Origin of the sequence: Streptomyces hesseae, assembly GCF_031845785.1 — a bacterium.
GTDB classification, from domain to species: Bacteria; Actinomycetota; Actinomycetes; order Streptomycetales; family Streptomycetaceae; genus Streptomyces; species Streptomyces hesseae.
The window spans coordinates 14,762-37,732 of the sequence record NZ_JAVRFI010000020.1 but is presented as its reverse complement, the minus strand read 5'-3'; the positions used below and the strand labels follow the sequence as shown (position 1 = coordinate 37,732).

Genomic DNA, 22,971 nt, shown 5'->3' with positions numbered 1-22,971 from the left:
CCAGGCCGTCCAAGGCGTGTCTCAGGGTGCGAACTGGGGGTCCGGTCAGGGTGATTACTGATGGGCGATGGCGGCTGTGCCCAGCAGGGTTGATCTCGTCAACAAGGCCCGTCAACACTGCTTCGGAGGAAACTCGATGCGTAAACGCCTCGCCCTCACTGCCCTTGCCCTGGCTGCAACTGTCACCGCCGGCATGGCGGCACCCGCGACCGCCGCCAAACCGGACCCCGTGCGACAGGGACTGGAGACGTTACTTCGCTCCGACGGCGCCCCCGGTGCGCTGGCGAGTGTGCGGGGCAAGGATGGACGCGACCGCGCCTACACCGCGGGTGAAGGGGACCGGGACACCCATGCGAAGGTGCCCCGGGACGGCCAGGTGCGGATCGGCAGCGTCACCAAGACGTTCACCGCGGTGGTCGTGCTCCAGCTTGTCGGCGAAGGCAGGATCGGCCTGGACGACCCGGTGGACCGCTACCTGCCGGGCCTCGTGCGCGGGAAGGGGATCGACGGGCGCTGTATCACGGTAGGTCAGCTCCTTCAGCACACCAGCGGACTTCCCGACTACGAAGACGACGTCACCAAGGACATCCTTGAGCGCCGGTACCTCTCTCCCCGCGACGCCCTGGACGTCGCCCTCAAGCGCGAAGCCGTCTCCGCCCCAGGTGCGAAGTTCACCTACAGCAGCACGAACTACCTGGTGGCCGGACTGATCGTGGAGAAGGTCACCGGACGGCCCTTCGCCGAGGAGGTCGACAAGCGCGTCATCCAGCGCGTCGGGCTGCGTCACACCTACTTCCCCGCCCCCGGAGAGACGATTGTCCGGGAGCGCCACCCGCAGGGCTACCGCCAGGACCGGCCGGGCGCGCCCCTGCGCAACGTCACTGACATCGACCCCTCCGCGTCCTGGGCGGCAGGCGCGATGGTCTCCACCAACTCCGACCTCAACGCCTTCTTCTCCGCACTGCTGGGGGGTCGCCTCCTCGGCAAGCCCCAGCTCGACCAGATGCGCACCACCGTGCCCATGGGGAAGGAGGGCTACAACGCCGGCCTGGGAATCATCAGCATGCCGCTGCCGTGCGACGACGGCCAAGGCCGCAAGCGCGTCGCCTGGGCCCACAGCGGTACCGTCCCCGGCTACGGCACCTGGGCCGCGGCCACCGACGACGGCCGTGCCGCCAGCGTCACGATGACCCTTGAGATCAAGACCGGTGAAGCCGTGGAACACCTTGAGAAGGCCGTGGCGGCGGCCCTGTGCCGCTGAACCTCGAAGTATTGGACCATGTGATCCAAAACCTGTTACGGTCATTCCATGGCCCGACCGAGGAAGTTCGACGAGGAAGGGGCGGTCGACGCCGCGCTGGAGGCGTTCTGGACCGCCGGGTACGAGGCGACCTCGACCCAGGACCTGTGCGAGGCCACCGGCCTGGGCCGCAGCAGCGTCTACAACACCTTCCATAGCAAGCGCGACCTCTTCCGGCGCGCCCTCGCGCTGTACATGAGGCGCAGGAGCGACCAACTGGCCGCGCTCCTGGACGAGGACGTCCCCGCCCGCGAGAAGGTCCGCGCCCTGCTGGACAGCGTCATCGCGGAGGAGACCGGGGCCGACGCTGACGGCCGGGGCTGTCTCTACGTCAACACCGCCGTCGAACTGGCCTCGCGCGACCCCGAGGTGGCGGCCGAGCTGGAGCGCGACTACGCCCGCCGCCACGACGCGCTCACCGCCGCCCTCGAAGCCGGGCAGCGGGCCGGCGGCATCGACCGGGCCAAGGACGCGAGCGCGCTCGCGCACTTCGTGACCGCGACCGTCGGCGGCATCCGGGTCGCGGCCCGCGCCGGGGCGGGCGAGACGGCGCTGCGCGCCATCGCCCGTACGGCCCTCGACGCGATCTGACCTCAGCTCACCAACCTCCCCGTGCGCGCTCACGCATGCCCACGTTTTGAACTGATCGATACAAAAGTCGAGAACCAGGGAACAGGAGCACGAACTGCCATGCCCCGAGCCGTATACGTCCTGGCGCTGGGCGTCTTCGCCATGGTGACCAGCGAATTCGTCGTCGCCGGACTGATGCCGCAGATGGCCGACGGGCTGGACGTGACCATCCCGCAGATCGGCTACCTCATCACCGCGTTCGCGGCCGCCATGTCCCTCGGCGGGCCCCTCCTGACCGTCGCCATGCTGAGGCTGCGGCCCAAGAGGGCCCTCGCCCTGCTCTTCGTGATCTTCCTGCTCGGCAACGCGCTGGCCGCCACGGCCTCCGGCTATGGGGTCATGCTGGCGGCGCGGGTGATCACCGGTGTGGCCTCGCAGGCCTTCTTCGGCACGGCCGTCTCGCTCTGCGCCCAGCTGACCCGCCCCGAGGTGCGGGGCCGGGCGGTGGCCGTGCTGATGAACGGGCTGATGCTGGGCACCCTGCTGGGGCTGCCGCTGTCCACGCTGGTCGGGGAGCGGCTGGGCTGGCGCGCCGCCTTCTGGGTCATCACGGGGCTCGCCGCCGTCGCGGCGCTGTGCACGCTCGCCGGGGTGCCGGACACGCCGTACGCGGAGGGCGGCGGAAGTCTGCGCGAGGAGATGGGCGTGTTCCGGAATCGCCGGCTCTGGCGTGCCCTCTCCACCAGCACCTGCGTCATCGGCGCGACGTTCTGCGCGTTCTCCTATTTCAACCCGATCCTCACCGAGGTCACGGGATTCGGCACCGGTACCGTCCCGCTGCTGCTTATCGCCTACGGCGCCACGACCGTGATCGGCAACAACGTCGTCGGGCGGCTCGCCGATCGCCACGCCGTGGCCGTCCTGCTCTTTGGTCTAGTCCTTAACCTGGCCTTTCTCACGGGATTCGCACTGCTGGCCCATCTCAAGGCGCCGACGGTGGTGTTCATGATGGGCATCGGCCTGGTCGGCGTGACCATGAATCCGGCGATGGTGACGCGTGTGCAGCGGGTCGGCAATGCCCGGCCGCTGGTCAACACCGTCCACTCGTCCTTCATCACCTTCGGGATCATCATCGGGTCGTCGATCGGCGGACTGGCGATAGCCGATTTCGGCCTTCGCGCGCCGCTGTGGCTCGGAGCCGGTATGGCCGCGATCGGCGTCCTCACCCTCGTCCCCGACGTCCTCCGGCGCACCCCCAGGCACCCGGACAGGCTCCCGGACGAGGCGGCGGGCGAGGTCGTGGGAGCCCGTCGGGAGCCCGTCGAGAGGCCCGCGTGATGTCCTCGTGACGTCGCCGTGACGCCAATGACGCCCGGAATGCGGAATCACGTCAAGCCGATGATGACTTTGCAAGACATTTTCGGGAGAGCGGTGGACCGGATTCCGGATGGTGACCGGATGGCAACCGGATGGCCGGTTCTGCGCCGTCAGCCCAGTAATGAAGGGTTCGAGGGGGCTCGAGCAGGCTCCGTAAAACGCCCCGCGCAAGATCGACTCGCTGGCTTCAAGTCAGCACGACACGCATTGTCACCCCCGCCGGTGCAGCAAGTAGGGCCTCGGACCGGTTATGGTGGAAACCCCCCCTCGGGCCGGTCCGTATCCCCCCCACGGACCGGCCCGTTTTCTTTCCCCCTCGTCACTCTCCGTGTCGAGATGTGTCACGGCAATGCGATGATCATGGCCTGGCCAACCATCGCCGGGTATCCCGAAGAGGACGCGCGCCGGGATTCCGGCCGGATCGATCTAGGAATCTCCCCGTCGGGCCCAGATGTTCACGCCCTCCGTGCTGACCGCCAGGGCATCGATTTCGGCCAGTTCCGCCTTGTCCAGCGGGGCGGCGCTCAGCGCGGCGATATTGGCCTCCAGCTGCGCCACGCCGGACGCGCCGATCAGCGCCGAGGTCATCCGCTCGTCCCGCAGCACCCAGTTCAGCGCCAGCTGGGCCAGGGACTGGCCCCGCCGCGCGGCGATCTCGTTCAGGCCGCGCAGCCGGCGCACCACGTCCTCCGTGAGCAGCGCCGGGTCGAGGGACTTGCCCTGGGAGGCGCGGGAGCCCTCCGGGACGCCGTGGAGGTACTTGTCCGTGAGCAGGCCCTGGGCGAGAGGCGCGAAGGCGATGCAGCCCATGCCCTCGTCCTCCAGGGTGTCGAGCAGCGCGTCGTCCTCCGTCCAGCGGTTGATCATCGAGTAGGACGGCTGGTGGATCAGCGCGGGCACCCCCATCTCCCGCAGCAGCCGCGCGGCCTCCCGGGTCTGCTGGGTGCTGTACGAGGAGACGCCCGCGTACAGCGCCTTGCCCTGCTGAACGGCCGACGCCAGGGCTCCCATCGTCTCCTCGAGCGGGGTGTGCGGGTCGAATCGGTGCGAATAGAAGATGTCGACGTAATCGACACCCATCCGGCGCAACGACGCGTCGAGCGACGACATCAGGTACTTCCGCGAGCCCCATTCGCCGTACGGGCCGGGGTGCATCAGATAGCCGGCCTTGGTGGAGATGATGATTTCGTCCCGATAGGGCAGGAAATCCTGGGCGAAGAGCTTGCCGAAGTTGAGCTCGGCCGAACCGGGCGGAGGGCCGTAGTTGTTGGCCAGATCGAAGTGGGTGACGCCCAGGTCGAAGGCCCGGCGCAGAATGGCCCGCTGCGAGTCGAGGGTGCGGTCGTCGCCGAAGTTGTGCCACAGTCCCAAGGAGATGGCGGGCAGCTTCAGCCCGCTGCGGCCGGTACGCCGGTACTCCATGGAGTCGTAGCGCGTTTCGGCCGCGTGGTAGAGCGAGGGATCGGTCATGTGCATCTGACTATCACGGTCCTGTGACAGGCCGAGTTGGGTCCTCGCGACACGCTGGCAGTAGTGTGGCGCCCTCGGGGCGACCGCCGTGGCATGGAGGGGCAGGAAGAGTGAAGTTGCGCGACCTGGTGTACAGGCTTTACGCACGCCGGGTGGAGGGCCGCCTCGACCACGCCCAGGTGCCCAAGCACATCGGAGTCATCCTCGACGGCAACCGCCGCTGGGCGCGCGCGGACGGCCGTACGACCGAACAGGGCCACCAGGCGGGCGCGGACAAGATCTCCGATCTGCTCGGCTGGTGCGCGGAGACCGATGTCGAGGTCGTCACGCTCTGGATGCTCTCCACGGACAATCTGGACCGCCCGGGCGAGGAGCTCAACCCGCTGCTCGGCATCATCGAGAACACGGTGCGCGGCCTGGCCGCGGACGGCCGCTGGCGCGTCCACCACGTGGGCACCCTGGATCTGCTCCCGGCCCGGACCCAGTCGGTCCTGAAGGAGGCCGAGCAGGAGACGATCGACCGCAAGGGCATACTGGTCAATGTCGCGGTCGGCTACGGCGGCCGGCAGGAGATCGCGGACGCGGTCCGCTCCCTGGTCCTGGAAGCCGCGGAGAACGGCGTCTCCCACGAGGAACTGGCCGAGACCGTCGACGTCGACGCCATCACCAAGCACCTCTACACGCGCGGCCAGCCCGACCCGGACCTCATCATCCGCACCAGCGGTGAGCAGCGGCTGTCCGGCTTCATGCTCTGGCAGAGCGCCCACTCCGAGTACTACTTCTGCGAAGTCTTCTGGCCCGCCTTCCGCAAGGTCGACTTCCTGCGCGCGCTCCGCGACTACGCCGCGCGCCACCGCCGCTACGGCGGCTGATCCCGGCGGCCGATCCAGGCCGCCGTACAGCGGCCCGGCTACGGGTGCTGACGGAATGCCCGTTCGGACGGCTGAGGAACTGGCGTACGGGTAACGACGGATCAATCGTTCACCTGCGCGACGCATATGCCGTTGCATGCTCTCGCGGTACAGCGGGAATATCCCCAGCAGGCCGACGGTCGGAACTGGGACCGTCGCTCTGCCAGCGGGCGGCATGGGGCCGCTCGCCCGGGAGGCCCTTTGCACCAGGACGACGACCGAGCGGACCGAGCGGGCCCGAGCGCCCGCACGGCGAGGACGGTGGGCCGGATGACGACCGGCGACCCTGGAAGGGCCAGGCCCCGGCCCGTTCCCCGCGCCACCGTTCTCACAACGGCGGTGCGCCCTTACGTCTGCACGAGGGGGTTCGTCCACCCGTGGTGAACAGCAAGAAGCGCCGTGATGGCGACCGGCGCACCTATGTCCTCGACACCAGCGTCCTGCTGGCCGACCCAGGAGCCGTGTCCCGCTTCGAGGAGCACGAGGTCGTGCTGCCCGTCGTGGTGGTCACGGAGTTGGAGGCCAAGAGGCACCACCCAGATCTCGGCTACTTCGCGCGCAAGGCCCTGCGCCTGCTCGACGAGTACCGCGTGCGCCACGGCCGGCTCGACGCGCCGATCCCGACCGGTGAACTCGGCGGCACGCTCAGGGTGGAGCTGAACCACTCGGATCCGGGCATACTGCCCGCCGGCTTCCGCCTCGGTGACAACGACTCGCGCATCCTCGCGGTCGCCCGCAACCTCCAGGCCGAGGGGTACGACGTCACCGTCGTCTCCAAGGACCTGCCGCTGCGCATCAAGGCATCCGCTGTCGGACTGCTGGCCGAGGAGTACCGCGCCGAGCTCGCCATCACCGATTCCGGCTGGACGGGGATGGCGGAGCTCGCCGTCACCGCCGAGCAGGTGGACGAACTCTTCACCACCGAGCGCGCGTACGTCCCCGAGGCCGCCGAACTGCCCGTGCACACCGGGCTGGTGCTCCAGTCCGACCGCGGCAAGGCGCTGGGCAGGGTCACGGCGGACGGCGAGGTGCGGCTGGTGCGCGGCGACCGGGAGGCGTTCGGCATCCACGGCCGCAGCGCCGAGCAGCGGGTGGCCCTGGACATGCTGCTGGACCCGGACATCGGGATCGTCTCCATGGGCGGCCGCGCGGGCACGGGCAAGTCGGCCCTGGCCCTGTGCGCGGGCCTGGAGGCCGTGCTGGAGCGCCGCCAGCACCGCAAGGTGATGGTGTTCCGGCCGCTGTACGCGGTGGGCGGCCAGGAGTTGGGGTATCTGCCCGGCAGCGAGGCCGAGAAGATGAGCCCCTGGGCCCAGGCGGTCTTCGACACCCTCTCGGCCGTGACGACCTCCGAGGTGATCGAGGAGGTCGTGGGGCGGGGCATGCTGGAGGTCCTCCCGCTCACCCACATCCGCGGCCGCTCGCTGCACGACGCCTTCGTCATCGTCGACGAGGCCCAGTCGCTGGAGCGGAACGTGCTGCTCACGGTCCTGTCGCGGATCGGCGCCAACTCCCGGGTGGTGCTCACCCATGACGTGGCCCAGCGCGACAACCTCCGTGTCGGGCGCTACGACGGCGTGGTCGCCGTGGTCGAGAAGCTCAAGGGGCACCCCCTCTTCTCGCACGTCACCCTGACGCGCTCGGAGCGTTCGCCCATCGCGGCGCTGGTGACCGAATTGCTGGAGGACGGCCGCATCTGACCGACTCCGTCCAGGCGGGCGCGCGGCGAAGCCGAGGAGCTTAGCCGCGCGCCGTCGTACGGCGCCGCTGTTTCCGCGAAACCGCAGGGATAAACAGCGTGTGAGCTTTCCCACGTGACCAAGAATTGCCTCGGAGCGCGCGGTTCAGGCAGAGTCTGCTTCCTGTCAGGCCCCGCATACGGCACTTGGGCCCCTCCGGGGGCGATGCGGAACAGACAAATGAACAGCGTCGCCGTATGCCGCCCGAGCACATCGCGGACCTCCGTCAGGAGGCCCCACCGGGTCAGTGCCTCCAGTGACCGGCCGGTCCCCACCGGGACCGGTGCTGACGGAGGCCCGCGCCAGGGGCACGTCGCGTCCGCGAGGTCACCTATGCGGGCGATGCTGGAAGGAAAACGTGTGAGCCGGATTTCTGTCCGGGGATTCGCCGTGGCATCCGCCACCGCTGTCACCACCGTGGGCGCCGTCGTGGGTGTCGCAGCGGGCAACGATCAGGGCACGACCGATCACGTCGAGGCCACCGCAGCGGACACGACGCTTCTCGCGGCCATCCCCTCGGGACAGACCGTCCAGGCCCAGACCGCTTCCCTGACGCAGCAGGCGGAGACGCAGACCCAGGCTGCCGACGACGCCGCGCAGAAGGACGTCGCGGAGGCCGCGCGCAAGCAGGCCGCCGAGGACGCCACGGCGAAGAAGGAAGCCGCCGAGGCCAAGGAGAAGGAAGAGGCCGAGAAGAAGGCCAAGGAGCGCGAGGAGAAGGAGCAGGTCTCCAGCCGCTCCGCCTCCCGCGACGCCTCGTCCTTCGCGGTCAAGGGCTCCTACTCCGTCGCCGAGGTCCAGGCGATGGCTCGCCAGATGATCCCTGGCGACCAGTTCCAGTGCTTCAGCAACATCGTGAACAACGAGAGCACCTGGGACTACACCGCCACCAACGCCTCCTCGGGTGCCTACGGTCTCGTCCAGGCGCTGCCCGGCACCAAGATGGAGTCCGCGGGCGCCGACTGGCGCACCAACCCGGCCACCCAGATCAAGTGGGGCCTGAGCTACATGAACGAGCGCTACGGCAGCCCCTGTGGCGCCTGGTCGTTCTGGCAGGCCAACCAGTGGTACTAGGCCCTGCCGCCACCTCTTGACCAGCCGAAGCCCCCGACCTGCGAAGGTCGGGGGCTTCGCTGTCCCACCGGCCAGGTAACGTCGACGAGGATGGCCACGGGGGAGTGGGGGTAGAGGAAGAAGAATGTCCAGATTGCCACAATTGCTGGGCGGGCTGGGCTCCGGTCTGGTACGGCTCGGCGAGCGGCTAGAGGCCCGCAAGGCGAGCGCCGAGGCGCAGCCCGCGGCCGGCCGCCCGACGCCGGGTGCCGCACCCGAGCCCGTCACCACGCCCATAACCACGCCCGCGCCCACGTCCGTCGCCGCGTCCGTCTCCGCGATGCCCTCCGGGCCCAGCGCACCTGAGCCGGCGTCGGCACCGGGGTCCGGTGCCGGGTCCGTTCCGCCGTCCGTCCCGGCGGATCGGGCCGCGCCCGGCGCGCGGCCGGATCCCGTCGCCGCCGTTCCCTGGGGCGTACGGGTCGCCGCCGAGGTGGGCTGGCGGCTGCTGGTGCTGGCCGGCACGCTCTGGGTGCTGATGCGGGTGATCAGCGCGGTGCGGCTGGTGGTGCTGGCCTTTGTCGCCGGACTGCTGATCACGGCTCTGCTCCAGCCCGTCGTGGTCCTGCTCAAGCGGCGCGGAGTGCCGCGCGGGCTCGCCACGGCCCTGACCTTCCTGTCCGGCTTCGTCATCATGGGCCTGGTCGGCTGGTTCGTGGTCTGGCAGGTGACGGAGAACCTCGACGACCTGTCCAAGCAGGTGCAGCACGGCATCACCGAGCTCAAGCGCTGGCTGCTCAACAGCCCGTTCCACGTCACCCAGAGCCAGATCAACAACATCGCCGACAAGCTCAGCGAGGCCATCGGCACCAGTACCAAGGACATCACCTCGGCCGGTATAGAGGGTGTCCAGGTCATCATCGAGGTGCTCACGGGCATCCTGCTCGCGATGTTCAGCACGCTCTTCCTGCTGTACGACGGCCCCCGCATCTGGCAGTGGCTGCTCAAGCTGGTGCCCGAGGCGGCGCGCGAGGGTGTCGCGGGCGCGGGCCCGCGCGCCTGGGCGACGCTGACGGCCTATGTGCGCGGCACGGTGATAGTGGCCCTGATCGACGCGATCTTCATCGGCATAGGGCTCTACTTCCTCAAGGTGCCCATGTATGTGCCGCTGGCCGTCTTCATCTTCCTGTTCGCCTTCATCCCGCTGGTCGGCGCCGTGGTCTCCGGCGCCCTGGCGGTCGTCGTGGCGCTGGTCACCCGTGACGTCTTCACGGCGGCGATGGTGCTGGCCGTGGTGCTCGCGGTGCAGCAGATCGAGGGCCATGTCCTCCAGCCCTTCATCCTCGGCCGCGCCGTGCGCGTCCACCCGCTGGCCGTGGTCCTCGCCGTCGCCGCGGGCTCGATGACCGCGGGCATCGGCGGCGCGGTCGTCGCGGTGCCGCTGGTGGCGGTGACCAATACGGTCGTCGGCTATCTACGGGCGTACGCGAAGGACGAGTCGCCGCCGAAGGTTTCCTCCTGACCCGCGGTGTCACGCGAACACGAGAACGGGCCCCCGACCGGTTGGTCGGGGGCCCGTTCTCGTGAAGGGAAGGCTCAGCCGTTCAGCACGGCCTCGGCGTCCAGCGTGGCACCGACGGCCTGGAGGACGGAGGCGATCTTGAAGGCTTCCTGGATCACCTCACGGCTCACACCGGCCTTGCGCAGCACCTGCTCGTGGGAGTCGAGGCACATACCGCAGCCGTTGATGGCGGAGACGGCCAGGGACCACAGCTCGAAGTCGACCTTCTCCACGCCCGGGTTGCCGATGACGTTCATCCGCAGACCCGCACGCAGGTTGCCGTACTCCGGGTCCGACAGCAGGTGCCGGGTGCGGTAGTAGACGTTGTTCATCGCCATGATCGCGGCAGCGGCCTTGGCGGCGGTGTACGCCTCCGGGGAGAGGTTCTCCTTGGCCTGGGGCTCCAGCTCGCGCAGGACGATCGGCGAGCGGGTCGCGATCGCGCAGGAGAGGACCGTGCCCCACAGCTGCTGCTGCGGCAGGTCGGAGTTGCCGATGACCGAGCCGAGGTTCAGCTTCAGGTCCTTGGCGTAGTCCGGTATCGCGGACTTCAGCTCATCGAGGGCCATGGGAGATCAGCTCACTCGCCCGCGAGAAGCTTGACGGCGTCGAGGGTGTCCTCGCCCTTGGACCAGTTGCAGGGGCACAGCTCGTCCGTCTGGAGAGCGTCGAGGACCCGCAGGACCTCCTTGGGGTTACGGCCGACGGAACCGGCGGTCACCATGACGAACTGGATCTCGTTGTTCGGGTCCACGATGAAGACGGCGCGCTGGGCGTAGCCGTCCTCGCCCTCGACGCCGCAGGCCTGCATCAGCTCGTGCTTGGCGTCGGCCAGCATCGGGAAGGGCAGGTCGCGGAGGTCCTTGTGGTCCTTGCGCCAGGCGTGGTGCACGAACTCGGAGTCGCCGGAGACACCGAGGATCTGGGCGTCACGGTCGGCGAACTCGTCGTTCAGCTGGCCGAACGCGGCGATCTCGGTCGGGCAGACGAAGGTGAAGTCCTTCGGCCAGAAGAAGACGACCTTCCACTTGCCCTCGTAGGTCTTGTGGTCGATCTGCGCGAAGGCCTTGTCCGCGTCGAGGTCCACACAGGCGGTCAGGTCGAACTCGGGGAACTTGTCACCGACAGTGAGCACGCGCTCTCCTTGCAACGAGGAAACTCCCCGTTCGTGGGGTTTCCTGCGGGTTGGACAGGAACCACAGTGCCACAGGAGGCATTGATAGCGGAAATAGCTAGACTGGGTGATGTTGATCGGAGGTGGTTATCAGTGATGTCGTCGTCCATAACCCAGGGGAGGCCGGAGCGGGTGCCCGGAGCGGCTCCGGCGCGTCCCCGCCAGCCCAGCCTGGCGCAGCTGCGTGCCTTCGTGGCCGTCGCGGAGCATCTGCACTTCCGCGATGCCGCCACGGCCATCGGCATGAGCCAGCCCGCGCTCTCCAGCGCCGTCTCGGCCCTGGAGGAGACGCTCGACATTCAGCTTCTCGAGCGTACGACGAGAAAAGTGCTCCTCAGCCCGGCGGGTGAGCGGCTGGCCGCCCGGGCCCGTACGGTCCTCGACGCCGTCGGCTCGCTGATGGAGGAGGCCGACGCCGCGCGGGCGCCCTTCACGGGGGTGCTGCGGCTCGGGGTCATTCCCACCGTCGCGCCGTATCTGCTGCCGATCGTGCTGCGGCTGGTGCACGACTCCTACCCCGACCTCGACCTCCAGGTCCACGAGGAGCAGACCTCCTCGCTGCTGGACGGGCTCACCCAGGGCCGGCTCGATCTGCTGCTGCTCGCCGTGCCGCTGGGGGTGGCCGGGGTGAGCGAGATTCCGCTCTTCGACGAGGACTTCGTCCTCGTCACCCCCTGCGACCACTGGCTGGCCGGGCGGCACGACATCCCCCGGGAGGCGCTGCGCGAGCTCGATCTGCTGCTGCTCGACGAGGGGCACTGTCTGCGCGACCAGGCGCTGGACGTCTGCCACGAGGCCGGCCGTACGGAGGGGGCGCAGACGACCACGAGTGCGGCGGGGCTTTCCACGCTGGTTCAGCTGGTGGGGGGTGGGCTCGGGGTCACGCTGTTGCCGCGGACCGCTTTGCGGGTTGAAACCGGGCGGAGCGATCGGCTCGCTACCGGGTACTTTGCCGAGCCGGCGCCTTCGCGGCGGATTGCGTTGGCGATGCGGGTTGGTGCGGCGCGGCAGGGGGAGTTCGAGGTGTTCGCGGATGCGTTGCGGAAGGAGCTCGCGAAGCTGCCTGTGCGGGTGGTTGCGGGCTGACGTTCCGGAGAACGGTGCGGGCCGGTGGGCCTGGTTGTGCCCACCCGTTCCGCCCTGCGGAACGCCTGCCCACAACCAGGCCTACTCCGTCCGCAAGCCGTTCGGGCGGGTCATTCGGTGGGCCGCCGGGAGGGACAAGGCCGTGACCAGGGCGATCATGCCTACGCCCACTCCCACCACCGGCAGGAAGCCGAGCCAGTCGCGGACCGTGCCGTTGACGACCTGGAGCATCACCCAGCCCAGGCCGAGGCCGCCCGCCACCGCGAGGGTCGTGCCCAGGACCACGGGGATCGCGGTCTGCCACAGCACCGAGCCGATGACCGACGTACGCCGTGCGCCCAGGGCCGCGAGCGTGGACATCAGGCGTTTGCGCTCGCGTAGTTGCTCCAGCGTCGTCGCCGTGAGACCCGCGCCGATCAGCGCCAGCAGGAGGCCGGTGCCGACGAGCAGGGCCTGCTGGATCATGGCGTAGTTGGATTCCTTCTGCACGCCGCCCATGCGGTGGACACGCATCAACGGGTCGATGGACGCCGCGGTGTTGCGGACGCGTTCGACGGCGTCGAGGTTTCCGGGTTCGAGCTGGATCGCCACGTCGGTCGTGGGGTCGGGCAGGGCCGCGACGTCGATGGTGGACGGCGTGGCGAGCACGCCGCGGTGGTAGCGGCCCAGCGGGTCCTCGACCGCCTGGACGGTCCGGGCGGAAGCGGGGATCTTCCAGTCGTACGTCCGGGGCTTGCGGCTGCCGCGGTCGTAGGGCCGGTCCTCCATGGACAGCGCCATTCCGGGCAGGAGTCCGGCGGAGCGGTCGGGCTCGTCCGCGATGAACACGTCGCCGTCCCGGCAGGAGTCCAGCTTGGCCAGCCGGCGCAGGGTGTCGCAGTCGCCGACGGTCACGCCGGCGAAGCCGGGCGCCGGCCTGTCGCTCCTGTGCCCGAACTGCTCCGTGGTGACGAGCGCGTCCCGGACGCCCGGGGTGGCGCGGAAGCTGTTGGTGTAGCTCCGGGTCTCGGCGGGTGTGCTCCCCCGGTAGACGCCCATCATCTGGGAGTGCGTCGGCAGGTCCTCGACGAACTCGCCCTGGACTCCCGCGAAGAGCATCTGGATGGCGATGGCTCCGGCCATGGCCACGGTGATGCCGCCGACCGCGCGGGCGGCCGGGCCGGGGCTCGACTCGATGCGCCGGGTGGCCAGTTGCCAGGAGACCGGGCCGCCCCGGAGGCGGGCCACACAGGCCTCCAGCAGCCAGGGCAGCAGGGCCGCGATGCCGGTCAGTACGAGGATGCCGCCACCGGCCACCTGATAGGTGCCGAGACCATCCCCGTACGGGTCCATCCTCCCCTCGTCGAGGAGCGGGAGCAGCAGGGCCAGGCCCGCCGCCGGGATCAGCAGGCGCCACCAGAGGCGGCGGCGCCGGGGCGCGGTGTAGCGCATGACGCCCAGCGGTTCGATGGTGACGCGGCGCAGGGTGATCAGGGTGACGATCACGGCGACGACCGGCACCGCGACCGCGATCAGCGCGGCCAGGGCGGGGGACGGCACCAGGTCGGCCGAGGAGACGGCCACGTCCCGGATCGTGATGCCCGAGGCGAAGTCACGGATGACCAGGAATACGGCGGCGCCGACGACCAGGCCCAGCAGGGCGCCGCACAGCGCCTCGCCGGACGCGATCCGCCGGGTGGCGCGGATGTCGGTGCCCACGAGCCGCAGCGCGGCCAGCCGTCGGTCGCGGCGTTCGCCGCCTGCGCGGACGGCCGTGGCGATGAAGATGCCGATGGGCAGCAGCAGCACCACGCACGTCATGTTCATCAGGATCACGAGCACCGGGCTGACCGGGTCGCCGCCTTCCTCGTGGCCGAACCGTTCGATCCGCACGGGGGCGTCGTGGATACCGGGTCCGTGGGGCGCGTCCAGCCGGATCCGGTCGCTGCCCGCGTAGTAGAAGAGCTCGTCGGGGCCCATGACGCCCTGGTCGCCGATGACGCCCGCGACGCGGTAGGGGAACCGCTCGCGCAGCAGCTTGCCGTCGGCGGAGCGCAGCAGGTCGTCCAGCGCGGGGGAGACCACCATCTCGCCGGGGCCGGGCAGGGCCCGTACGCCCGGCGGGAGCGGCGCGCGGGGGCCCTCGGGCCGCAGCAGGGCCCCTTCCACGGGCTTGTCGTGGAAGTCGGAGGTGACCGCCTGGTAGAGCAGGGTGCGGTCGCTCGCCTCGATGCTCCGGCCGTCGCCGGGCTGGTCGTTCACGGAGCGCGCGTTCTCGCGGTGCTCCCGTGCGGTGGACAGGTGCGGCACCGACGCGGCGATCGCCAGCAGGGCCACGCCGAGGCCGACGCCGATGGCGACGAGCGCGGTGCGCAGCAGGCTCTCGCGGCCTCCGGTGACGGCGAACCGGGCGCCCATGGCCAGGTCGCGGGCCCAGGCGGAGAGGCCCGTCGGGCCGGTGGGGCGGGGGCGTCCGGGCTCCGGGGAGCCGGGCCGCGCCGTGGGCTCAGGCGGCGCCATGGACACCCGCCATGTCGCGCGCCCGGCCGTCGCGGACGACGACCTCGCGGTCGGAGTAGGCGGCGACGCGTGCCTCGTGGGTGACGAGGACGACGGCGGCACGGGTGTCGCGCGCGGCCTTCGTCAGCAGTTCCAGGACACGCTCGCCGTTGAGGGAGTCGAGGGCGCCGGTGGGCTCGTCGGCGAAGATCACGCGGGGGGTGGTGACCAGGGAACGGGCGACGGCGACGCGCTGCTGCTGGCCGCCGGATATCTGGCCGGGCCGGTGGTGCCGGACGTCGGCGACCTCCAGGTGTTCCAGCCAGCGCAGGGCGGTGGCCTCGGCCTCCTTGCGCTTGGTGCCGGTCAGGCGCAGCGGCAGGGCGGCGTTCTCCAGACAGGTGAGCTCGGGCACGAGCTGGCCGAACTGGAAGACGAAGCCGAACTCGCTGCGGCGCAGGGCGCTGCGCTCGGCGTCCGGCAGGGCGGCCAGGTCGCGGCCGCCGTAGTGGACGGTGCCCGCGTCGGGGCGGAGGATGCCGGCGAGGCAGTGCAGGAGCGTGGACTTGCCGGAGCCGGAGGGGCCCATGACGGCCACGACCTCGCCGGGGTGGATGGAGAAGTCCGCGCCGTCGAGCGCGGTCGTCAGCCCGTACGCCTTGCGCAGGCCCGAGGCGGCGAGGAGAGAGCCGGCGGGGGTCATGCCTGTACCTCCTTCGAGAGCCGGTCGAGCCGGGCGGCCGTCAGTTCCAGCCAGCGCAGGTCCGCCTCCAGGTGGAACAGCGCGTGGTCGCAGATCAGCTGGTCGGCGAGGTCGCCGGAGCTCTTGCGCCGGGTCAGGTCGCGCATCAGCCGCAGGTGCTCGGCGCGCTGGGCGTCGAGGACGGCGTCCGCGGCGCGGCCGGTCAGCAGGGCGAGGACGACCTTGGTGTAGAGCGTCGACTGGAGGTACGGCTCGGGCTTCTCGGGCCGGCCGAGCCACTGCTCGACGTCCGTGACGCCGGCGTCGGTGATGGCGTACCGCTTGCGTTCGGGGCCGCCGCCGGCCTCGACTCCGTCGACCTCGACGAGCCCGTTCTTCAGCAGCCGCGACATGGTCGAGTAGACCTGGCCGTAGTGCAGGGGGCGGTCGTGGCCGAAGCGCTCGTCGAAGGCGCGCTTGAGGTCGTAGCCATGGCGGGGGCCGGCCTCCAGGAGGCCGAGAAGGGTGTGCGCGATGGACATACGAGCGACTCTACACTGTGTGTATACATGGTGTGTATAGCCATCGGGTTGTGGCGCCCGGGCGGAGATATGCGCTGGTCAGACGGTCGCCGGCCGGTCGCCGAGCAGATCGAGCCCCAGGCCCGAGCACTGGTGCCAGGCGGTCTTCCCCTCGCGCCGGGTGACGACGAGCCCGGCCTCCCGGAGCGCCTTCGCATGCATGGAGGCCGACGCGACGCTGATGCCCAGCCCGTCGGCCAGGGTCGTCGTCGAGTGCCGCCGGACGAGTCGGCGCAGGACGTCCGCGCGGGTCCGGCCCAGCAGGGGAGTCAGCGGATCGGGGCCCTGCGGCTCCAGCAGGGGCAGCGGAGTGGGCGCCGGATAGATCAGCGTCACCGGCTCGCCGGGACGGTCGGTGAACAGCGGCGGGCCCGCCCAGAAGAACGACGGCCGCAGCACCAGGCCCCGGCCCGCCAGCCGTACGCCGAGCTCCCGGTCCGAGGCCGCCTCCAGGGTCATCCCGCGCCAGGTGATCCCGGGGGCCAGCCCGGTCAGCGTCGGCAGCAGACCGTGCTGCGCCAGCTGATGGGAACGCCAGGTGGTCTCCGCGTGGAAACCGGCCCGGACGGTGTGCCAGGACGTGTCGATGACCGCGCCGTACGCGGCCCGGACGCTCCGGGCGAGGACCTGCCACGCGTCCCGTTCGAGCTCGGCGAGGTCGCGCGTCCACGCGGTGACGGGCCGGTCGACGCCGCACACCCGGCGCAGCTCGTGGCGGACGTACGCGCGGGGCGTCGCCAAGATCGTGTCCAGCCCGGCGGCGAGCCCCGGCGCGGGCGGGTCGAGGAACTGCGGTCCGGCGCCCGTCGGCGACACCAGCTGGAACAGCGGCCGCGCCGCCGGCGGGAGCGTACGGCGCAGCCGCCGCTGCCACCCGGCCAGGGCCGGCGGTATGTCCGCGCGCCCCAGCATCTCCAGGGCCAGCACCATTTCGAGCAGCGGCTCCGGGCGCTCGGCGATCCGGACCCGCAGCAGGTCCTCCGTCGTGAAATGGACGCGCAGCACGGCTCCCCCGCTCTTTCCCGGCTCTTTCCGGCCCGGAGGCGGCGGGCGGAACGGTTCAGCCACCGCTGAAACGATGGAGTCCGCCCCCGCGCCGCCCCAGGATGTGCGTCACGGCATGCCAAATGGAGCGTGCCGAGTATCGGGGGCGATGAGCCGGCCGGGAAGAAATCTCCCGGCCAGCTTTCGTCCCGGGCGGAGAGAAGGGTCCAGCATGAGGATTCGCTCACTGGCGGCGGCGGTCGCCCTCACCGCGGCGACGTTCGCGAGCACGGGCATCACGGCGGCATCCGCGCAGGCGGCACAGGCGGTACCGGCCGGTACGACGGTCACCACGGTCGTGCCGGGGCCCTACGGCTGCAACTACACCGACTCCGAGCCGCAGATCTCCCGTGGTTCCAAGGGGGCGGCGGTGAGAGAGGCCCAGTGTCTGCTCAGATACTGGGGAGAGAGCCTCGGCAGCTCGGGCGTGGACGGTGATTTCGGTCCGGCCACGGAGGCGGCCGTCCGCTCCTTCCAGAGCAAGTACTGCGGGCTCTCGGTCGACGGCATCGTCGGCCCGAAGACCTGGCACGCCCTGAAGAACGACGGCTGCTGACCGGCGTCGCGGGCGGTCGTGCGCACTCCGGTGCGTACGACCGCCCACCGCTGCTCCGTATTCACTCCGTCTTCGGCGGACGCCCCCGCTTGCGGATCACACCCACGTCCCTGGGCAGCCGGCCCGCGTCCGCGAGCGCCTTGCGCAGCAGGAACTCGATCTGGGCGTTGGCGCTGCGCAGCTCCTCGCCCGCCCAGCGGGCCAGCGCGTCGTGGACCGACGGGTCGAGCCGCAGCAGCACCTGCTTGCGCTGCTGCGGCCGTCGCGCGGGCCGGTCCGGCTCCGACTCCTCCGTCACTGGTAGAGGGTGCCGGTGTTCAGTACGGGCTGGGCGGCCCGGTCACCGCACAGCACCACCATCAGATTGCTCACCATGGCCGCCTTCCGCTCGTCGTCCAGTGCCACGATGTCCTGCTCGGTGATGCGCTCCAGCGCCATCTCGACCATGCCCACCGCGCCCTCGACGATCATTTTGCGCGCTGCCACGACCGCGCCCGCCTGCTGGCGCTGGAGCATCGCCGAGGCGATCTCCGGGGCGTAGGCGAGGTGGGTGAAACGCGACTCGATGATGCGCACGCCGGCCGCCTCGACGCGCTCGTGGAGCTCCTCGGCCAGCTTCTCGGTGATCTCCTCGGCGTTGCCGCGCAGGGAGAGGGCGTCCTCGTCGTGGGCGTCGTAGGGGTACTCGATGGCGATGTGGCGCACGGCCGCCTCGGTCTGGGTGGCGACGAACTCCTGGAAGTCCTCCACCGCGAACATCGCCTGCGCGGTGTCCTCGACCCGCCAGACGACGACGGCGGCCAGCTCGATGGGGTTGCCGTAGGCGTCGTTGACCTTCAGTACGGCGGTCTCGTGGTTGCGGACCCGGGTGGAGAGCTTCTCCTGGCTGGTGAACGGGTTGACCCAGCGCAGGCCCTCGGTGCGGATGGTGCCCTGGTAGCGGCCGAAGAGCTGGACGACCTGGGCCTGGCCCGGGGCGACGGTGCACAGCCCGGACAGCGCGACGAGCGAGGCCAGGCCGATCAGGATGCCGCCGGCGACCAGCGCGACCGTCACCCCGGCCGCCACGTGCGAGCTGGTGACGGCGCCGGCCGCGACCGTGGCTATGCCGGCGAGCAGGCCCGCGAGGCCCAGCGTCAGGGCCGTGCCACCGCCGATGTCGGCGGCCGGGTGCTCGTGGATGCGTGGTCGGGAGGTCGCGGCGGCGGTGGCTTCGGACATGAGGGTCCCCCCAGTTTCGGTCGGTCGCGAGCCGGATGCGCGGCCCTATCAAAGTGATAGCACATTAAGGCCCTGTACGGTCTTCCGCGCAACTCCGTACCCGGTTCCCGCCAGCCGGGGTGCTGTATGTCACGTCCGTTATTGCCGTGATCGATGGGCGTTTGATGTCAGTTGCGGTGTTAGCTTCGTGAGCTGGGTTGGGGGCGGACGGACTGGAGCTACGGGAGAGATGGGCCGAGCGGACGCGCGACGGGCGCAGAAGAAGGGCGGCCGCCCTGAGCGGGGCGGCGGCAAGGCCGGGAAGAAGAGCGGCATACGCCGGTTCTTCACATGGAAGATGCTGCTGGCCTACTTCGTGGCCGTCATCGCTCTCGGGGCGGGCACGTTCTACGCGCTCTACCTCTATGTGGATGTGCCGAAGGGCAACTCGGCGGCCAAGCTGCAGAGCAACATCTACAAGACCAGCGACGGCAAGACCATCGCCCGCATCGGTGAGGTCAACCGCGAGGAAGTCCCGCTGTCGAAGGTCCCCGAGGTCGTTCAGCACGCGGTGGTCGCCGCGGAGAACAAGAACTTCTACAACGACCCCGGCGTCGACCTGAAGGGCACCGCCCGAGGCATCGTCAACACGGTCATGGGCCGTGGCAAGCAGGGTGGTTCGACCATCACCCAGCAGTACGTCAAGAACTACTACCTGGACCAGCGCCAGACCGTCACCCGCAAGGTGAAGGAACTGATCATCTCGCTGAAGGTCCAGGACGAGAAGTCCAAGAACGAGATCCTCGAGGGCTACCTCAACACCAGCTACTACGGCCGGGGCGCCTACGGCATCCAGGCCGCGGCACGGGCGTACTACAACAAGGACATCGACAAGGTCACCCTGGAGGAAGGCGCCTACCTGGCCGCCCTGCTCCAGGCGCCGAGCCAGTACGACTGGGCCACCGCCACCGAGGCCGGCAAGGCGAACGCCAAGGCCCGCTGGGGCTACGTCCTCGACAAGATGGTCGAGCAGAAGTGGCTCCCGGCCGACGAGCGTCAGCGCATGACGTTCAAGGAGCCCGGCAAGCCCAAGGCGGCCCTCGGCCTCTCGGGCCAGAACGGCTACCTGGTCGAGGCGGCCAAGCGCGAGATCATCCGCGACCTTGCGGCCCAGGGCCGCAAGGAGAGCGAGTTCGCGGCGGGCGGCTGGACCATCACGCTGAGCATCGACTCCAAGAAGCAGAAGGCGCTGGAGAAGGCCGTCAAGGACCAGCTGATCGACGACCTGGACCCCAAGTCCCGTGAGGTCGACGGCCACGTCCAGGCCGGCGCGGTCTCCGTGGACCCCAAGACCGGCAAGGTCGTGGCGCTCTACGGCGGCCAGGACTTCGTCCAGCACCAGATCAGCAACGCGACCCGCGCCGACTACCAGCCCGCGTCGACGTTCAAGCCGATCATCCTGGCCTCCGCGCTCCAGAACGAGTCCAAGACGCAGGACAAGCGACCGGTCACGCCGAGCGCGATCTACGACGGCACCAACCAGCGGCCGGTCGTCGGCCCCGGCGGCGGTGGCTACGCGCCGGAGAACGAGGACCAGCAGAGCTACGGTCCGATCACTGTCCAGCAGGCCATGAACGACTCGGTCAACTCCGTCTTCGCGCAGATGGTCGTCGACGTCGGCATGGACAAGGTCAAGAAGACCGCCACCGAGCTCGGCATGAAGGGCGACTTCCAGGAGACCCCGGCCATGGCGCTCGGCGCCATGGGCGCGAGCCCGATGGAGATGGCGGGCGTCTACTCCACGCTGAACAACCACGGCAAGAAGGTCACGCCGAGCGTCATCAAGTCGGCGACCCAGGGCGGCCAGGAGTTCTCGCTGCCCCACGCCGTCGGCGACCGCGTCGTCTCCCGCAACACCGCCGACGGCCTGACGTCCGTCATGACCCAGGTGGTCAATGACGGTACGGCCAAGGTCGTGGCCAGCGGCGCCTACCAGGTGGCGGGCAAGACCGGTACGTCCGACGACAACAAGTCGGCCTGGTTCGCGGGCTACACCCCCGACCTCGTCACGACCGTCGGCCTCTTCGGCGAGGCGCAGGGCGGTAAGCAGGTGACCCTTCAGGGCACCGGTGGCGGCGGCCGTGTGAACGGTGGTACGTACCCGGCGAAGATCTGGTCCGCCTACAACTCCGCCGTCTTCGGTGACGACGACGAGGCGAAGTTCGACCTGGAGACCGAGGACGGCTACGCGCCGCCGCCCCCGCCGCACACCTCGACCGGCACGCCCAGCCAGGGCAAGAGCGCGACGCCGACGCCCTCGGGCAAGTCGCAGTCGGCGTCGTCGACCCCGTCGTCCAACAAGTCCCCGTCGAAGGACCCGACCCCGACGGGCGGCAAGCACACGCCGCCCACCCCGCCGGTCCCGCCGACGACGAACACGGGCACGGCCACCGGCTCGACCAACACCGCCAAGCCGGACCCCAACGACAACCGCCCCAACGGGGGCAGACAGCAACAGCTGCCGTGACCCGAACCGGCCGCCCTTCCCCACGGGGGAAGGGCGGCCGGTCCCGTTTTCGGGAAAGCGGGCGGGGGCGGTCAGGTCCCGTTGACCCTGGTGGCGATGGTGTCGCCGAGGTTCTTGTCGATGTTGCGCCAGTACTGGAGCGCCCGGTCCACGACAGGGCGGCTCACGCCCGCCTTCAGATGGCCGACGACGTTCGAGGCCAGCCGCTCGCGGGCGGCGTCGTCGAGGACCTTGCGGACCATCGTGCCCGCCTGGCCCCAGTCGTCGTCCTCCGCGTGGAGCTTGTACGCCTCGCGGACCATCTCTCCCGAGGCCGCCCAGCCCGCGATCTCGCCGAAGCGGGCGGTGTCGGCGTCCGGGCCGCCGTAGGAGTTGGGCGCGTACGGGCGGGCCGTGTTCGCGGGCTCGTAGCGCATGGGGCCGTCCTTGGCGTACGAGTTCACGGTCGAGTGGGGGCGGTTGGGCGGCAGCTGGGTGTAGTTCGGGCCGATCCGGTAGCGGTGGGTGTCCGGGTACGAGAAGAGCCGGCCCAGCAGCATCTTGTCGGGCGACGGGCCGATGCCGGGCACCAGGTTGGAGGGCTCGAAGGCGGCCTGCTCGATGTGGACGAAGAAATCGTCCGGGTTGCGGTCGAGCGTCATCCGCCCGACCTCGATCAGCGGGTAGTCGCCGTGCGGCCACACCTTGGTGAGGTCGAAGGGGTTGAAGCGGTAGTCCGCCGCGTCACCGAACGGCATGACCTGCACATACATGGTCCAGGAGGGGGCGTTGCCGCCCTCGATGGCCTCGTACAGATCCCGGCGGTGCTTGTCGGCGTCCGAACCCGCCAACTCGTCGGCCTCCGCCTGGGTGAGGTAGTCGATGCCCTGGTCGGTCTTGATGTGGTACTTGATCCAGAACTTCTCGCCGCCGCCGTTGACCCACATGAACGTGTGCGAGCTGTAGCCGTTCATGTGCCGCCAGGTCTTGGGGATGCCCCGGTCGCCCATCAGCCAGGTGACCATGTGGGCCGACTCCGGCGAGAGCGTCCAGAAATCCCACTGCATGTCGTTGTTCCGCAGGCCCGTGCGCGGGTGGCGCTTCTGGGAGCGGATGAAGTCCTGGAACTTCTGCGGGTCGCGGACGAAGAAGACCGGGGTGTTGTTGCCGACCAGATCGTAATTGCCGTGTTCCGTATAGAACTTGAGGGCGAAGCCGCGGGGGTCCCGCCAGGTGTCCGGGGAGCCCTGCTCACCGGCCACGGTAGAGAAGCGGGCCAGCATCTCCGTCCGCCGGCCGGGCTGGAAGAGATCGGCCTTGGTGAACTGGCTGACGTCATTGGTCACCTGGAAGTGGCCGTAGGCGCCGCCGCCCTTGGCATGGACCACCCGCTCGGGGACCCGTTCCCGGTTGAACTGGGCCATCTTCTCGATCAGATAGTGGTCCTGGAGCAGGATGGGGCCGGTGTCACCGATGGTGAGCGAGTGCTCGTCGCTCTCCACCGGGATGCCGACGTTGTTCGTGGTGTACGGGGTACTCTGCGCCGAGTCGGTCATTGGGACGCCTCCCGGAACGGGGACTGGTGAGGGCGCATGGGGATCCGCCCTCCACCCGAGCCAGTCAACCGCGCCGACAAGGTGTCGGCAACAGCGGTCTGGACACTGTCCAGAATCCCACCTCGTC

Annotated in this window: 20 protein-coding genes; 10 read left to right on the top strand and 10 right to left on the bottom strand. The window is 69.9% G+C overall.

All coding sequences use genetic code 11. The features are described from left to right. The first annotated feature begins 136 nt into the window (after positions 1 to 136). The 3 genes from RM609_RS25615 (at position 137) to RM609_RS25605 (ending at position 3,208) form a co-directional block, all read left to right on the top strand. Positions 137 to 1,261, top strand: coding sequence for a serine hydrolase domain-containing protein (locus tag RM609_RS25615; RefSeq protein WP_311613920.1), 1,125 nt, complete (start codon positions 137 to 139; stop codon positions 1,259 to 1,261). A gap of 48 nt (positions 1,262 to 1,309) precedes the next feature. Next, complete coding sequence (locus RM609_RS25610) at positions 1,310 to 1,891, top strand: TetR/AcrR family transcriptional regulator (protein WP_311613919.1); 582 nt, start codon at positions 1,310 to 1,312, stop codon at positions 1,889 to 1,891. A gap of 99 nt (positions 1,892 to 1,990) precedes the next feature. After that, the gene (locus RM609_RS25605; RefSeq protein WP_311613918.1) at positions 1,991 to 3,208 is read left to right on the top strand and encodes an MFS transporter; all 1,218 of its coding nucleotides are present in this window, start codon (positions 1,991 to 1,993) and stop codon (positions 3,206 to 3,208) included. Between the two features lie 465 nt (positions 3,209 to 3,673). On the opposite strand, the gene mgrA is transcribed toward RM609_RS25605, so the two are convergent. Beyond that, the gene (gene mgrA, locus RM609_RS25600; RefSeq protein ID WP_311613917.1) at positions 3,674 to 4,717 is read right to left on the bottom strand and encodes an L-glyceraldehyde 3-phosphate reductase; all 1,044 of its coding nucleotides are present in this window, start codon (positions 4,715 to 4,717) and stop codon (positions 3,674 to 3,676) included. A 110-nt stretch (positions 4,718 to 4,827) separates the two neighbouring features. Here mgrA and RM609_RS25595 point away from each other — a divergent pair, with 110 nt between their 5' ends. The 4 genes from RM609_RS25595 to RM609_RS25580 all read left to right on the top strand — a co-directional run bounded on the left by RM609_RS25595 (position 4,828) and on the right by RM609_RS25580 (position 9,942). Next, positions 4,828 to 5,589 carry an isoprenyl transferase gene (locus RM609_RS25595; RefSeq protein ID WP_311613916.1) on the top strand — a complete coding sequence of 254 codons (762 nt, stop codon included), beginning with the start codon at positions 4,828 to 4,830 and terminating at the stop codon, positions 5,587 to 5,589. 416 nt (positions 5,590 to 6,005) lie between these two features. Continuing rightward, positions 6,006 to 7,328, top strand: a complete 1,323-nt coding sequence (gene phoH2 / locus RM609_RS25590; protein ID WP_311613915.1) for an RNA 5'-3' helicase PhoH2 — start codon at positions 6,006 to 6,008, stop codon at positions 7,326 to 7,328. A 399-nt stretch (positions 7,329 to 7,727) separates the two neighbouring features. Further along, the gene (locus tag RM609_RS25585; protein WP_498073176.1) at positions 7,728 to 8,441 is read left to right on the top strand and encodes an aggregation-promoting factor C-terminal-like domain-containing protein; all 714 of its coding nucleotides are present in this window, start codon (positions 7,728 to 7,730) and stop codon (positions 8,439 to 8,441) included. Between the two features lie 124 nt (positions 8,442 to 8,565). After that, positions 8,566 to 9,942: an AI-2E family transporter gene (locus RM609_RS25580; RefSeq protein ID WP_311613913.1), complete on the top strand. Its 1,377-nt coding sequence runs from the start codon at positions 8,566 to 8,568 to the stop codon at positions 9,940 to 9,942. A gap of 74 nt (positions 9,943 to 10,016) precedes the next feature. On the opposite strand, the gene RM609_RS25575 is transcribed toward RM609_RS25580, so the two are convergent. Both RM609_RS25575 and RM609_RS25570 read right to left on the bottom strand, forming a co-directional pair. Continuing rightward, entirely contained in the window at positions 10,017 to 10,550 is a 534-nt protein-coding gene (locus RM609_RS25575; protein WP_126915797.1) for an alkyl hydroperoxide reductase, read from the bottom strand. Between the two features lie 11 nt (positions 10,551 to 10,561). Next, positions 10,562 to 11,116: a peroxiredoxin gene (locus RM609_RS25570; RefSeq protein ID WP_126915798.1), complete on the bottom strand. Its 555-nt coding sequence runs from the start codon at positions 11,114 to 11,116 to the stop codon at positions 10,562 to 10,564. Between the two features lie 135 nt (positions 11,117 to 11,251). On the opposite strand from RM609_RS25570, the gene RM609_RS25565 reads away from it, so the two are divergent. Then, complete coding sequence (locus RM609_RS25565) at positions 11,252 to 12,241, top strand: LysR substrate-binding domain-containing protein (protein ID WP_311613912.1); 990 nt, start codon at positions 11,252 to 11,254, stop codon at positions 12,239 to 12,241. A gap of 81 nt (positions 12,242 to 12,322) precedes the next feature. On the opposite strand, the gene RM609_RS25560 is transcribed toward RM609_RS25565, so the two are convergent. From RM609_RS25560 to RM609_RS25545, 4 genes are all read right to left on the bottom strand, one after another. Continuing rightward, positions 12,323 to 14,740, bottom strand: a complete 2,418-nt coding sequence (locus tag RM609_RS25560; protein ID WP_311613911.1) for an ABC transporter permease — start codon at positions 14,738 to 14,740, stop codon at positions 12,323 to 12,325. Next, on the bottom strand, positions 14,727 to 15,422 hold the full coding sequence (locus RM609_RS25555) for an ABC transporter ATP-binding protein (protein WP_311613910.1): 696 nt from the start codon (positions 15,420 to 15,422) through the stop codon (positions 14,727 to 14,729). The genes RM609_RS25560 and RM609_RS25555 overlap by 14 nt, the downstream gene beginning before the upstream one ends. Continuing rightward, positions 15,419 to 15,943, bottom strand: a complete 525-nt coding sequence (locus RM609_RS25550) for a PadR family transcriptional regulator (RefSeq protein ID WP_311613909.1) — start codon at positions 15,941 to 15,943, stop codon at positions 15,419 to 15,421. The genes RM609_RS25555 and RM609_RS25550 overlap by 4 nt, the downstream gene beginning before the upstream one ends. Before the next feature lie 78 nt (positions 15,944 to 16,021). Beyond that, positions 16,022 to 17,050 (bottom strand): ArsR/SmtB family transcription factor, encoded by a 1,029-nt coding sequence (locus tag RM609_RS25545; protein ID WP_311613908.1) that lies wholly within the window; start codon positions 17,048 to 17,050, stop codon positions 16,022 to 16,024. A 148-nt stretch (positions 17,051 to 17,198) separates the two neighbouring features. Here RM609_RS25545 and RM609_RS25540 point away from each other — a divergent pair, with 148 nt between their 5' ends. Continuing rightward, positions 17,199 to 17,582, top strand: a complete 384-nt coding sequence (locus RM609_RS25540; protein ID WP_311613907.1) for a peptidoglycan-binding domain-containing protein — start codon at positions 17,199 to 17,201, stop codon at positions 17,580 to 17,582. Between the two features lie 61 nt (positions 17,583 to 17,643). Here RM609_RS25540 and RM609_RS25535 read toward each other — a convergent pair whose 3' ends face one another. Together RM609_RS25535 and RM609_RS25530 are read right to left on the bottom strand one after the other, a co-directional pair. Beyond that, positions 17,644 to 17,880 carry a type II toxin-antitoxin system antitoxin gene (locus tag RM609_RS25535; protein ID WP_311613906.1) on the bottom strand — a complete coding sequence of 79 codons (237 nt, stop codon included), beginning with the start codon at positions 17,878 to 17,880 and terminating at the stop codon, positions 17,644 to 17,646. Continuing rightward, positions 17,877 to 18,803 (bottom strand): SPFH domain-containing protein, encoded by a 927-nt coding sequence (locus RM609_RS25530; protein WP_311613905.1) that lies wholly within the window; start codon positions 18,801 to 18,803, stop codon positions 17,877 to 17,879. The genes RM609_RS25535 and RM609_RS25530 overlap by 4 nt, the downstream gene beginning before the upstream one ends. Positions 18,804 to 19,032: 229 nt before the next feature. On the opposite strand from RM609_RS25530, the gene RM609_RS25525 reads away from it, so the two are divergent. Beyond that, a complete protein-coding gene (locus tag RM609_RS25525) occupies positions 19,033 to 21,309 on the top strand; it encodes a transglycosylase domain-containing protein (RefSeq protein ID WP_311613904.1) in 2,277 nt (758 codons plus the stop codon). Positions 21,310 to 21,380: 71 nt separating this feature from the next. Here the strand turns inward: RM609_RS25525 and RM609_RS25520 are convergent, their stop codons facing one another. After that, entirely contained in the window at positions 21,381 to 22,844 is a 1,464-nt protein-coding gene (locus RM609_RS25520) for a catalase (RefSeq protein ID WP_311613903.1), read from the bottom strand. Between the last annotated feature and the right edge of the window lie 127 nt (positions 22,845 to 22,971).

What these genes read in the sequence shown, in the direction of transcription:
- RM609_RS25540 (WP_311613907.1), top strand. Translation starts at nt 17,199, where the DNA reads ATGAGGATTCGCTCACTGGCGGCGGCGGTCGCCCTCACCGCGGCGACG.
- RM609_RS25560 (WP_311613911.1), bottom strand. Translation starts at nt 14,740, where the DNA reads ATGGCGCCGCCTGAGCCCACGGCGCGGCCCGGCTCCCCGGAGCCCGGA.
- RM609_RS25565 (WP_311613912.1), top strand. Translation starts at nt 11,252, where the DNA reads ATGTCGTCGTCCATAACCCAGGGGAGGCCGGAGCGGGTGCCCGGAGCG.
- mgrA (WP_311613917.1), bottom strand. Translation starts at nt 4,717, where the DNA reads ATGACCGATCCCTCGCTCTACCACGCGGCCGAAACGCGCTACGACTCC.
- RM609_RS25605 (WP_311613918.1), top strand. Translation starts at nt 1,991, where the DNA reads ATGCCCCGAGCCGTATACGTCCTGGCGCTGGGCGTCTTCGCCATGGTG.
- RM609_RS25575 (WP_126915797.1), bottom strand. Translation starts at nt 10,550, where the DNA reads ATGGCCCTCGATGAGCTGAAGTCCGCGATACCGGACTACGCCAAGGAC.
- RM609_RS25525 (WP_311613904.1), top strand. Translation starts at nt 19,033, where the DNA reads ATGGGCCGAGCGGACGCGCGACGGGCGCAGAAGAAGGGCGGCCGCCCT.
- RM609_RS25550 (WP_311613909.1), bottom strand. Translation starts at nt 15,943, where the DNA reads ATGTCCATCGCGCACACCCTTCTCGGCCTCCTGGAGGCCGGCCCCCGC.
- RM609_RS25580 (WP_311613913.1), top strand. Translation starts at nt 8,566, where the DNA reads ATGTCCAGATTGCCACAATTGCTGGGCGGGCTGGGCTCCGGTCTGGTA.
- RM609_RS25610 (WP_311613919.1), top strand. Translation starts at nt 1,310, where the DNA reads ATGGCCCGACCGAGGAAGTTCGACGAGGAAGGGGCGGTCGACGCCGCG.
- RM609_RS25520 (WP_311613903.1), bottom strand. Translation starts at nt 22,844, where the DNA reads ATGACCGACTCGGCGCAGAGTACCCCGTACACCACGAACAACGTCGGC.
- RM609_RS25555 (WP_311613910.1), bottom strand. Translation starts at nt 15,422, where the DNA reads ATGACCCCCGCCGGCTCTCTCCTCGCCGCCTCGGGCCTGCGCAAGGCG.
- RM609_RS25530 (WP_311613905.1), bottom strand. Translation starts at nt 18,803, where the DNA reads ATGTCCGAAGCCACCGCCGCCGCGACCTCCCGACCACGCATCCACGAG.
- RM609_RS25615 (WP_311613920.1), top strand. Translation starts at nt 137, where the DNA reads ATGCGTAAACGCCTCGCCCTCACTGCCCTTGCCCTGGCTGCAACTGTC.